The organism is Crassaminicella indica (assembly GCF_019203185.1).
In the GTDB taxonomy this organism is placed as follows: domain Bacteria; phylum Bacillota; class Clostridia; order Peptostreptococcales; family Thermotaleaceae; genus Crassaminicella; species Crassaminicella indica.
Map to the genome: position 1 here is coordinate 864390 of NZ_CP078093.1, position 12658 is coordinate 877047.

Consider the following 12658-nt stretch of genomic DNA (forward strand, 5'->3'; position numbering starts at 1 on the left):
TCTATTCCTCCTTCCTAAGCAACCCGACCAGTATACCAAAACTATTCAAAGCTAAAAGCAGTAGTAATAATACAAAGGCTGTCTTATATGCATTTTCAATAGATATTCCTTCTCCAATCAATATATACAAATGGTATGGCAAAGCCATTGCAGGGGAAAATAAGCTCTTAGGAACAGGCGCATGGATTATGCCTCCTGTAAACATAATAGGAGCTGTTGCTCCCATAGCAAAGCCTCCTGCTAAAGCTATAGAAGATATTATTTCATCAAAGCACATAGGAAGTATGATTTTAAAAAAGGTATATGATTTTGAAACCCCTAAAGCATAAGAAGCATATATCAACTCATTATTTATTTCTCCTAATGCTTTTTCTACCCTTACTTCTATAAATGGAAAAATCATAATTCCTAAAACAATCCCACCAGACAACAAAGATATCCCTAAATTCAAATATACCACTAAAAAAGTATATCCAAATAATCCCAAAACAATAGAAGGAATTCCTGATGTAGATTGAATCACTATATGTATCAACCCACATATTTTTTTATTTGTACAATAAAAATTAATATACACAGCTGTTGCAATGGCAATAATACTAGCAAAAAAACACGCAACTAAAGTAAAACAAACACTTCCTACAATAGCAGGAAATATCCCTCCCTCTGTTCCAAGAGGAAACCCCTTTGGACTATCCAATAAAAAATTAATATTTAATCCACATGCACCCTTAGAAAAAATATAACTATTGATATATAAAACTAAAACTATAAGTATGATACCACTTAAAACGCTCCATAGCTTTATCCCTATATATTTGCTTTTTTTCATAAGATCGTTCACTTCCTTGATTACATATCTATACTCTTTTTCATGTAATGAAAAAGCATATTCACCAAAAAAAGAATCATCATCAATACAAAGCCTGCCGCAAATAAAGCATGATAATGAAGACTATCTACCCCAGCTCCCCCCATCTCAAGGGCAATAAGTGATGAAATAGTCTGAGCTTTTCCAAAAAGCTTTGGGAAAACAGGACTATTTCCAATAACCATCATAACAGCCATTGTCTCTCCCATTGCTCTTCCGAAAGCTAATATAACTCCTGCAAGGATACTTTTTTTGCATGCAGGTAAAATCAAATAACGAATCATATGATATTTGGATACACCTAAGCCTTCTGATGTACTTTTATACTGTTTGCAAATTTTTATCATTGATTCATCACAGGTAGAAATGATAAATGGAAGAATCATAATAGAAAGGATTATCCCTCCAGCTAAAACAGATTCTCCAGATGAAAAATCAAAATGAACTTCGAAAAATTTTACAAAGACTAATAATCCTATTAGTCCATATATCACTGATGGAAGCCCTGCTAAAAGATCAATAGAAGGCTTTAATATTTTTCTCATTCTTTTATTTAGAATACTAGTTAAAAATACTGCTGATCCTACACCAATAGGAAGAGCAATTGCAACAGCTAATAAAGACACATAAATAGTTGCCAAAATCATTGGAAATATTGATACACTAGGAGGTTGCCCTAATGGGTCCCATTCTTTTCCAAGTAAAAATTCAAATACTGAAACTTTTTCAAAAATGCTTATGCTTTCTTTCATAATGAATATAATAATAAAGCTAAGCATTATTATAGATGAAAAAGTCAAACCTTTTATAAATATATTAAATATTTTATCAAGCCTCTTATACATTTTTTCCCCCCTAAAAAACAGAAAAATGCATAAATAAAATTCAGAAGGAAACCCCTTCTGAATTTTATTTATTTCGCAGGAACAAACCCCATTTTTTCAACTGTTTTCATTCCTTCTTCTGAAAGAAGCACATCTATAAAAGCTTTTTGTTGTGGCAATAATTCACCTTTTTTGATTATTAAAAGAGGTCTAGAGATTTTGTAATCACCACTTACAATATTTTCTTTTGTTGGAGCTATACCATCTACATCTAGTGGAACAATCTTTCCTGCATTTTGATTAACCATTCCATAAGAAGCATATCCAATTGCATTTTTGTTTTCCATAATTTTCGTAACTAATGCACCCATCGAAGGCGCTTGTATAGCATCTTCTCTAACTTTTTTATCTCCCATAACCTTCTTCTTAAATACTTTATGTGCACCACCACCTAAGTCTCTTGTAACAATAACAATTTCTTCATGAGGTAGACTACCTTCTACTTCATCCCAATATTTATATTCTCCTGAAAAAATCTTTTGGATCTCTTCTGTCGATAAGCTTTTTTTCACTTCATATATTTTATTTTCTGGATTTACAGATATAGTTAGTGCGTCTACCCCTAGTTTAAATTCTTGATATCCTTTTATTTTATCTTTTTCTTCATCAGAAACAGCTCTTGAAACCATTCCAAAATCACTGCTTCCATCCATAGCAGCCTTTACTCCTGCTGAAGAGCCTCCTGCTGAAACAAATATATCTACGCTTTTATTTGGAAAATCTTTATTGACTTTATCCCACGTTTTGTACTCTTCAATAAAATCAGTAGAGATCTTTGCAATCACTGGAGCCAATGTAGAAGATCCCTTAAACAGAATTTGTGACTTAAATACCTCTTCCGTATTTGAAGCAGCTTCATTACTACTTGCTTTATCAGCACATCCAGTAAGTATAATACTCAAAAGTAAAACTACAATGGTAATAACGCTCACTAACTTTTTCATTTATATTACACCTCTTCCATAATTTATAGTTTTCATATTACAGTATAGCATACAAAAAAATACTCCTGTTATTGTTTTTATCTATGCAAAATATTTTGTTATTGATTTTATCTATAATCATATTTCTATGTGCTTTTTTAAATCACTTTGAGAAAATAACATCAATATAAAAAAAAGAAATATATAAAGATAAGTGAATAAACTTACTGAAATTACACGAGAAATACGTTAAGAACCTTCATTGTTTAAACGAAGTGAGTTTTTAAGAATATTTATGGTATAATGTGTAAAGTAAAAGCATCTATTATCAGCCTATGCCTAATAACACAACAAATAAGGAGGAGCTTATGTTGAAGGAAATATTAGAATGGATCAAAACAATTACAGTGGCTGTTGTCATTGCACTAGTTATTACAACATTTGTTACACCCTTAATGGTAGATGGAATATCCATGTACCCAACCTTACATGATCATGACTATCTCATTTTAAAAAACACTCATACCATCAAGCGAGGAGATATCATTTCTTTTCAGTCAACCTTAGAATTTTCTCAAGAAGAACTAAAAAGCTTTAGTATTATCAAAAAATTAAAGCTAGGAAAAAACAAAAATCTCATAAAAAGAGTAATTGCTGTTCCAGGTGATGAATTGTTGATAAAAAACGGAAAGGTCTATGTAAATGGAAAAGAACTAAAAGAAAGCTATATTAATGGAGATTATACTTCTGGTGATATTCACATTAAAGAAATTCCTAAAGGTAAGATTTTTGTTATGGGTGATAATAGATGTAACAGCGTAGACAGCAGAGTTTTAGGACTAATAGATATTAATAAGGTTCAAGGAAAAGTATTGGTAAGACTTTTACCTATTTCAAATTTTGGAAAAATCCCATCACAAAAATAACTCAGCCTCCTAAAGACTGAGTTATTTTAAATATAAAAATCATGCAATTTAATGGTTTTATAGTATTTCCTATTACTCACAATCCAAAAATTCCTAGATTTTCGAGGATTTAAAAAATATAAACAATCCCCAATATTATTTTTCCCCTCCAAAGCAAGTCTTGCCGCTTTTATGCTTTCTAAAGAAGGTTGTTTGTAAATTCTTCCATTGGATACAGGTGTAAATTGAATACCATAATTATCATCAAATATGACAGCTTTGATTGTATTAGGAAATTCATCACTATATTTCCTATTAATAATCACATTGGCAACTGCCAGCTTTCCATCAAAAGGTTCATCCTCTGCTTCAGCATTCACTAATCTTGAAAGCCAGTATAAATCTTCTTCCGAGTAATTTTTAGTGCTTTCATTTGTATAAATATCCACCGCATGTGTATAAGCATTCCACTTTACGCTGCAATTAAATGCTTCAGCAACAAATCTAACAGGTACAAAAGTTCTTCCTTTGTATACATTTATAGGTGCATCTAATTCTATATTTTTTCCATTTATACTCGCATTCTTTGCCCCTACTGGTAAGTACACTGTATTTTCATTATGCTTCAGAATCGCTGTTTGGGTATTAGAATCCCAACGAATCTCATCTACATCTAAAGCTTTTGCAATAGATCTAATAGGCACAAAGGTACGAGAATTTTCTAAATAAGGTGATTCATCTGTAAAAATTTCTTTTCCATTTACTTTTATAGCAATATTTTTTCCCTCTGATACAGGTTTTATTCTTATTAAGTTTCCTGCATATAAGGTTTTACCTATATCTTGATTCATTTTTTCTAGTTCATATACATCCTTATTATATTCTTGTGATACTTTGAAATAGGTATCTCCCGGCTGAACGGTATGCATAACGTAGGAATCTGCATAGACAGGAATGCTTGACAAGAGTAACGCAGAGGCAAGAAATATTGACAATTGTTTCTTCATAGTATATTCCTCCTATCTTACTCTACAAAATTATATCATTCCTTTTATTTTACAAACAATGTAAAAATAGTAGCAGATTCCCCTCAAATTAACTATATATGAAAAAAATTGCTTAGTTAAACTTATAAACTGGTGTGATAAAATATACAGAGCTAATTAATTTAATAATTAAGAGGTGATAATGGTGAAATTTGATAAAGCTTTCTATATGAGAGATGGCATTACTCTAGCAAAAGACTTATTGGGAAAGCTATTAGTAAGAGAGGTTAATGGGAAACGAATCGTGTGCAGAATTATTGAAACAGAAGGATATATAGGGCCTGAGGATAAGGCTTGTCATGCATATAACAATCGAAGAACAAATAGAACAGAAGTTATGTTTTGGGAAGGTGGACATGCTTATGTATATCTGATTTATGGCATGTACAACTGTTTAAATATTGTAGCTAATAAAAATAATAAGCCTGAGGCAGTATTAATCAGAGCTGTTGAGCCTTTAAATGAATTTGAGTTTTTAATGAAAAATAGAAATATAAAATCGAATAAATTAAAGGATCTGACAAATGGGCCAGGAAAACTATGCAAAGCTCTTAATATCACCAAAGAATTAAATGGATATGATTTAGTGAACGGAAATGAGTTGTATATATTAGACTGTAAAAAAAAGTTTGAGATAATAAAAGCTAAAAGAATAAATATTGATTATGCAGAAGAGTATAAGGATAAGCTTTGGCGTTTTTATATAAAAAATAATCCATTCATCTCTAAAAAATAAGATGTGGTTGTAAGAAATTTTAAAGATGTAAGGAATGATGTGTTGCTATGATTCATATTGATTGGAAACCTAGTAGGGATATCTCAAAAACTTTATATATGCAGATTGTAGATTATTTTAAAGAAAAAATAAGCAGTGGAGATTGGCCTGTAGGATCTAGTATACCTACTCAAAGAGACTTGGCAAGAAAATTTGAGGTCAATAGAAGTACCATCGTTGCTGCTTTAGATGAATTAAAAGCCGAAGGAATATTGGAAGGTAATGGAAAAGGCGGAACAAGGATTATTAATAATAGTATACCTCTTTTAAGTAATATTCAGCCTAACTGGCAATCATATATTGAAGAAGGAATTCATATTCCAAATTTGAATACCATTAAGCGAATTAACGAACTAGAGTTTGAAAGTAGCTTTATACGATTAAGTACTGGAGAAGCATCTCCCGATTTATTTCCTACAAAAAAAATGGAAATTATTTTAAAGGAAGTTTCCCAAAATATAAAGAATCTAGGATATGAAGAATCAAAGGGAATGTTATATTTAAGGGAACATATTAGTAAATATTTAAAAAAATATGGCATTCATGTATCTGCTTCTTCTATACTCATTGTATCTGGAGCATTACAGGCAATACAGCTTATTGCTATGGGACTTTTGCAACCAGGATCTACGGTGTTTTTAGAAAAACCATCCTATTTGTATTCTCTTCAAATACTTCAATCTGTAGGTATGAGAAGGTGTGGTATTCCTATAGATGAGGAAGGGATTCAAGGAAATTTGATTCCTAAATATACAAAAAAAAATAAATCTTCCATTCTTTATATTATACCTAATTTTCAAAATCCAACAGGTACTGTCATGTCACAAAGGAGAAGAAAAGAACTTATAAAAATATGCCAAAAAGAAAAAATGCCTATTATTGAAGATGATGTATATAGAGAGCTGTGGATTGATACGCCACCACCTAGTCCATTAAAAAGCTTAGATACGAATGGACTTGTTTTATATGTAGGGAGCGTATCGAAAACTTTAAGCCCAGGTTTAAGAATAGGATGGATTGCAGGACCAGAACCTGTTATTGACCGACTTGCCGATATAAAAATGCAAACAGATTATGGCTCTAGTTCTTTGGCTCAACTTACTGTTGGAAAATGGCTTGAAACAGGACTTTATGAAGAACATATTGAGTACTTGAGAAAACAATTACATATAAGAAGAGAAGTAACCATTGATGCTTTAGAGACGTATTTTTCAGATATTGCTACCTGGAAGATTCCCAGTGGAGGTTATTATGTTTGGGTTACTTTAAAAGATTCTATAGCTATGTATAAGTTATTTGATGAAGCCTGCAAAATAGGAATTTTACTGTATCCTGGATACATCTATGATTTAAGTCACAATCAAAGCTTGAGAATATCTTATTCTTATGCATCTATAAAGGATCTGAAAGAAGGATTATATAGGTTATCAAAGCTCATTAGAAAATTAAAGAAAATATAAAACGACCATAAAATTTATGGTTGTTTTTTTTATATTTATGGTTGGGTAGTAAATGTTCAATATGGATGGAGATGTAATATTCCAAATTTTTTATAATATAATTAATGATAAGAAAATTTTGGGATATAAAACAAAAAATTCAAAGAACACGAGACCTAATTTTATTTCATAAATAGATTTTTCTAAAGGGGGAATTAGTATGATTAAACAAAAGCAAAAATATCCTGTGCTGCAAATTGATTTAAACAAAATCTATGAGAATGTAAAATGCACCGTTGATTTATGTAATGAGAATGGGATTAGTATTGCTGGTGTAGTAAAGGGGTTTAATGGGTTATTTCCAGTTGTTGATCAATTTGTTAAAGCTGGATGTAAATATATTGCCAGTTCAAGAATGGATCAAATGATCAAGCTTAAAGAATCTGGAATAAATTTACCTATGATGCTCATTCGAATTCCTATGTTTAGTGAAATTGATGAATTAGTAGAATATATAGATATCAGCTTAAATTCTGAGCTTGAAATATTAAATCAAATTGAAAAAGTATGTGAAGTTCAAGGAAAAAGACATGGTGTTGTTTTAATGTTTGACCTTGGAGATTTAAGAGAAGGTTTTGTTGATGAAGATGAGTTTGTTGATTTGGCTTTATATGTAGAAAATAACCTTCAAAATGTTGATTTACTTGGTGTAGGAACGAACCTAGGATGTTATGGTTCTATAAAGCCTACAGAAAAGAATCTTGGAAGACTTTGTGATATAGCAGAAAAAATAGAAGAAAGAATAGGTAGGAAGCTTGATATTATATCTGGTGGAGCTACAAGCTCTCTTCCTCTTGTTATAGATGGGAAAATTCCAAAAAGAATCAATCATTTAAGAATTGGCGAAGGAATGCTTTTAGCAAAGGATTTAGATGATTTGTGGAAAATAGACATGAGTCATATGCATCAAGATATATTTGTTCTGAAGGCTGAAGTAGTAGAAGTAAAAGATAAACCTACCTATCCTATTGGAGAAATATTTATTGATGCTTTTGGGAAAAGACCTATCTATGAGGATAAGGGTATACGAAAGAGAGCCCTATTGGCTGTTGGAAAGCAGGATTTTGGATTGCCTGATAAATTGATTCCTCAAAAACAAGGAGTTGAAATTATTGGAAGTAGTAGTGATCATTTGATTATAGATATTCATGATTGTAATGAAGAAATAAAAATAGGAGACATTCTTGATTTTCATATGTATTATCCACCAATGCTTTATTTAAGTGGTTCTCCATATGTAAAAAAAGTATATATTTAATAAAAAAATCATCTACGAAATGTAGATGATTTTTTTATATTATTATTTTATGCGTTTTCTCTTTTTTCCCAGCACTCAATATTTTTTAGTCCTGGAATGCTATCTGCATAAAATACTGGGTCTTTTCCTTGTTTCTTTTGTTCTACGTAATCTGTTAAAGCAGCAAAAGCAACTTTTCCAAGCATTGCAATTGCGATCAAGTTTATTACAGCCATCATTCCCATGAATAAATCTGCCATATCCCAAACGATTTGAATTTTTTGCACAGAACCCCATAAAACCATTAATGATACAGCTACTCTATAAGCAAATAGCCAGGTTTTGCTTCCACTCATAAACTCTATATTGGATTCACCGTAATAGTAGTTTCCAACGATAGAACTAAATGCAAATAGCAATATACAGACAGCTATAAATGTATTTGCCCAAGCACCTACTTGAGTGCTTAAAGCTGTTTGTGTAAGTTGAATACCTTTTAAATCACCATTTGTATAAGCTCCTGATAATATAACAACAAAAGCAGTAGCACTACAGATTAATAAAGTATCAGTAAATACCCCTAGTGTTTGAATCAAACCTTGTTTTACAGGATGTGTTACTTCAGCTGTTGCAGCAGCATTTGGAGCACTACCCATACCTGCTTCATTTGAGAATAAACCTCTTTTAATTCCCTGCATAAGGGCTTGTTTAATAGCTACACCAGCAGCTCCTCCAACAGCAGCTTTTAATCCGAAAGCACTACTGAAAATTAATGCAAATAAAGATGGAATTTGAGAAGCATTTTTAATAAGAACAAATGCAGCAACTAATACATATGCAATTGCCATAACTGGTACGATAGCTTCAGCAACCTTTGCAATTCTTTTTACACCACCGAATATAATAATAGCTGTTAAGATCATTAGAGTTAAACCTACTATCCATCTTTGAATACCAAATGCCTGTTCAAATGCAAGGGAAATTGTATTTGCTTGTACAGAGTTAAATACTAAACCAAAGCATAAAGTTATTAAAACAGAGAATAATAATCCCATCCATCTCTTGTTTAGTGCTTTTTCCATGTAGTATGCAGGACCGCCTCTATAACCATGCTCGTCTTTTACCTTATAAATTTGAGCTAGTGTACTTTCAACAAAACTTGAACCAGCACCAATTAAAGCGATCAACCACATCCAAAATACTGCTCCGGGACCACCAATTGAGATAGCGATAGCTACCCCTGCTAGGTTCCCTGTACCAACACGAGATGCAGTACTAATACAGAATGCTTGAAATGATGAAACGCCTTGTTTTTCTTTGTTTGTAACAGATTTGCTGGCACCTTCTGTAAGAAGCTTGAACATTTCTCCGAACAATCTAAATTGTACGAATTTTGTTCTTATAGTAAAATAAAGGCCGAGACCAATCAACATATAAATTAGAAGATAAGACCACAATATCGTATTTCCAGTACCAACTATTGCATTTAAAAAATCCATGTAAACACGCTCCTTTAAATTTTTTACTTAAAATATGCTTAAATTTAATTTTTCTGAAAGCTCTTCTAAAACTTTCTTTCCTCCAATACTGTTTCCACTTTCATCAAGAGCTGGTCCCACTACAGCAATACCCATTTTCTTTGGAACAACAGACATGATACATCCACCAACACCACTTTTTGAAGGAACTCCAATTTTCACAGCAAATTCACCTGATGCATCGTATAGTCCACAAGTCATCATAATAGCTTGTACAATTTGATTTACTTCTTTAGGAACAATCCTTTCATTAGACCACGGAGTAATTCCTCCATTGGCAATAACTGCTGCGATTGTAGCAACATCCTTTACAGTAACTTCAATAGAACACAATTTAAAGTAGGCATCTAGTACATCTTCTACATCTCGTTCAATAATATTTGCTCCCTTTAAATAATAAGCAATAGCTCTGTTTGTATTACCTGTAAGCTTTTCTGATTGGTATACGTTGAAATTTACTTGAATATTAGGATTGTTTGCCATTTTTTTAACCATCTCAATAACACGTTCAAATTTTTCAATACCATTATCACCAGAAACCAAAGATGTACAAGCAATTGCTCCAGCATTAATAAAAGGATTTAATGGTTTATGAGAATTTCTTGTTTCTAACTTTATAATAGAATTAAATGGATCAGCAGAAGGTTCTGTTCCAACCTTTGAAAATACAGCTTCTTTCCCTTTATCTATCAATGCACAAATAAGGGTAATTACCTTCGAAACACTTTGAATAGTGAAGGCTGTCTCATAATCTCCAGCGTAAAATTCATTACATTCTAAATCAAAGATATGAATACCCAAAGCATCTGGATTCGCTTTTGCAAGTTCTGGAATATATGATGCCACTTTGCCATGCTTTGTCCAAATTCTATTATTATCTATTATTGTTTTTAGCAATTCTTCCATGCATCGTCACCCCCTTGTTATAAACATATAGTTGCTAAAGTTTTTTACAGCTATCTAACAATATTTACGATAATGAAATATTTAAATAATGAATATGCAATAGCTTTGAAATTCTAGTTTTGTAGTTTTGTGAAAATTCATGAAAGCATACTACCTTTAAATTTGTGGTGCGATGGTAGTTATATTATAGCATAATTGTCGACCCAAAGCACTATTTATCCTATGCATAAATGTGCAAGTTATATGTTTATTTATTATATCATCAATATATATATGGATCCAACTTCAAAATGAAATATAAAAGATAGTTCATTCCAGATAACTTTTGAAAAAACAAAACTTCATTCCATGAAAAAATACTAAACCTTCAAAACTCACTTCGTTCAAACAATGAAGGTTCTTAACGTATTTTTCATGAAATTTCAGTAAGTTTTTTTACAAAAGTTATCGAAGTCATTCACTTATCTTTATATATTTCTTTTTTTATGTTGATGTTGTTTGCCTATATATAGATAAAAAAGAAACGAAATATAAAAAAATAGTTCATAACGGATATAAAGATGTAATTATGTTGTAACGGTTTTGTAACATTTTACCATGATAACTATAGTAATATATATATGGTAGTAAAAAATAAGCTTTTCATCAATATAGCAATCATAAAGAGGCATAAAGGGGAGATAACAATGAAAAAATATTTGATACTTATTTTAGCAGTTTTTATTGTATTAGGAGGGTGTACAGAAAAGACTAAAAATGTATCTGATGAAGTATATAAAAATAAAGAAGTCAATAAAGATGTAGAAAAACCTATACAAAAAGACAAAAATGATCAGGATGAGAAAAAATTATCAGAGGAAGATGAAGAAAAAATTATGATGCATTATAATGAAATACTTGCAAACAAAAAGCCGTATGAGGTACTTGCATTTATCGATAAAAATATATATGTATTATCTGAAAAAAATGCAGATGAACTCCTTATAGGATTAGAAAAAGTACAAAACAAATATAAATCTGAATATACTGATAGCTTATTAGAAGATGATTTTATAAAACAAAATAAATTGCACAAAATTTTCGGATATAAATTCAATAAGCGAAAGATAGAAGCAATAGAAGATGAAGATTTAAAAGCGCTTGTAGTAGAAATGGTTAAGGGTGGATATAAGCTCGTTACATTAGAAGGTTCTTTTTATCCAATAATAGATTATGGATATTTGAAAAAATACATGCCTTATGTATCTGATGAAATGAAAGGGTTTATAAATATTGTATCTAGGGAATCAAATCATCTTACATGGAATGGAGATAAGGTGAGTATCTCTTGGGATGAATTAAGCAATAGAGCATTAAAAGCAGAAGAATATTTGAAAAAATATAAAGAAAGTCAAATGAGAAAAGAAGTAGCCAATTTATATATGATGTATATTAATACTTTAATGAATGGATCACAAAACATGCCATTATTAGACGTTAAAACAAATAAGGTTAATAATAAAATTTTAAACAGTTATCAGAAATTGCTTACTGAAAATGCAACAACAACTACTGCAAAGATTATAAAAGAGTATATTGAAGCTATTGAAAAGAATGAAGCAAAAATAGATGATACAATCATTGAAGTATCAGATAAGCTTCGTCAGAAGGTTATTGAAGATTTAAATTTAGGAAAAGGACTTACAGACTATACTGCACAATAAATAAAAACCACTCAAAACTTCCTGTTTTTCTATTGATGGTGGTTTAGATTAAATCATTAAACTTAATACCTGTTTTTCTATTGATGGTGGTTTAGATTAAATCATTAAACTTAATAATGGATTATAAAAAGCAGAAAACATCTTCTTTGAGAATGAATTCTGCTTTTTAGTTTGCACTAAATAATATGTGTTATACTCCAGTATTCTATAACTATTATCAATAAACAACAAGTAATAAAAATAATTAGTTTTATTATTCCTAAAGTTGCATCAATGCAATAATTAGCAGTTCCTTTAAAAAATTTCAATTTATCAGTATAAAATACAACACATTTAAAAAATTCATATATGTTACCAAAAAAAAATGTTAC

11 protein-coding genes are annotated in these 12658 nt (G+C 30.7%); 5 read left to right on the plus strand and 6 right to left on the minus strand.

Annotation, left to right across the window (positions count from 1 at the left end; all coding sequences use genetic code 11):
- Window position 1: 1 nt before the first annotated feature.
- The 3 genes from KVH43_RS04140 to KVH43_RS04150 all read right to left on the minus strand — a co-directional run bounded on the left by KVH43_RS04140 (window position 2) and on the right by KVH43_RS04150 (window position 2699).
- On the minus strand, window positions 2-832 hold the full coding sequence (locus tag KVH43_RS04140; RefSeq protein ID WP_218283610.1) for a PstA family ABC transporter permease: 831 nt from the start codon (window positions 830-832) through the stop codon (window positions 2-4).
- A gap of 20 nt (window positions 833-852) precedes the next feature.
- Complete coding sequence (gene pstC / locus KVH43_RS04145) at window positions 853-1716, minus strand: phosphate ABC transporter permease subunit PstC (RefSeq protein WP_218283611.1); 864 nt, start codon at window positions 1714-1716, stop codon at window positions 853-855.
- A gap of 68 nt (window positions 1717-1784) precedes the next feature.
- On the minus strand, window positions 1785-2699 hold the full coding sequence (locus KVH43_RS04150) for a phosphate ABC transporter substrate-binding protein (RefSeq protein ID WP_218283612.1): 915 nt from the start codon (window positions 2697-2699) through the stop codon (window positions 1785-1787).
- 350 nt (window positions 2700-3049) lie between these two features.
- Between KVH43_RS04150 and lepB the strand changes: the two genes are divergently transcribed.
- Window positions 3050-3604, plus strand: coding sequence for a signal peptidase I (gene lepB / locus KVH43_RS04155; RefSeq protein WP_338028358.1), 555 nt, complete (start codon window positions 3050-3052; stop codon window positions 3602-3604).
- A 26-nt stretch (window positions 3605-3630) separates the two neighbouring features.
- Here the strand turns inward: lepB and KVH43_RS04160 are convergent, their stop codons facing one another.
- Entirely contained in the window at window positions 3631-4590 is a 960-nt protein-coding gene (locus KVH43_RS04160) for a stalk domain-containing protein (RefSeq protein WP_218283614.1), read from the minus strand.
- 184 nt (window positions 4591-4774) lie between these two features.
- Here KVH43_RS04160 and KVH43_RS04165 point away from each other — a divergent pair, with 184 nt between their 5' ends.
- The 3 genes from KVH43_RS04165 (at window position 4775) to KVH43_RS04175 (ending at window position 8161) form a co-directional block, all read left to right on the plus strand.
- Window positions 4775-5365 carry a DNA-3-methyladenine glycosylase gene (locus tag KVH43_RS04165; RefSeq protein ID WP_338028372.1) on the plus strand — a complete coding sequence of 197 codons (591 nt, stop codon included), beginning with the start codon at window positions 4775-4777 and terminating at the stop codon, window positions 5363-5365.
- 47 nt (window positions 5366-5412) lie between these two features.
- Entirely contained in the window at window positions 5413-6864 is a 1452-nt protein-coding gene (locus tag KVH43_RS04170; protein WP_218283616.1) for an aminotransferase-like domain-containing protein, read from the plus strand.
- Between the two features lie 199 nt (window positions 6865-7063).
- Window positions 7064-8161, plus strand: coding sequence for an alanine/ornithine racemase family PLP-dependent enzyme (locus KVH43_RS04175; RefSeq protein ID WP_218283617.1), 1098 nt, complete (start codon window positions 7064-7066; stop codon window positions 8159-8161).
- A gap of 47 nt (window positions 8162-8208) precedes the next feature.
- Here KVH43_RS04175 and KVH43_RS04180 read toward each other — a convergent pair whose 3' ends face one another.
- Window positions 8209-9639, minus strand: coding sequence for an alanine/glycine:cation symporter family protein (locus KVH43_RS04180; protein WP_218283618.1), 1431 nt, complete (start codon window positions 9637-9639; stop codon window positions 8209-8211).
- A 27-nt stretch (window positions 9640-9666) separates the two neighbouring features.
- Complete coding sequence (glsA, locus tag KVH43_RS04185) at window positions 9667-10584, minus strand: glutaminase A (RefSeq protein ID WP_218283619.1); 918 nt, start codon at window positions 10582-10584, stop codon at window positions 9667-9669.
- A 686-nt stretch (window positions 10585-11270) separates the two neighbouring features.
- On the opposite strand from glsA, the gene KVH43_RS04190 reads away from it, so the two are divergent.
- Window positions 11271-12287, plus strand: coding sequence for a hypothetical protein (locus tag KVH43_RS04190; RefSeq protein ID WP_218283620.1), 1017 nt, complete (start codon window positions 11271-11273; stop codon window positions 12285-12287).
- Window positions 12288-12658 lie beyond the last annotated feature (371 nt).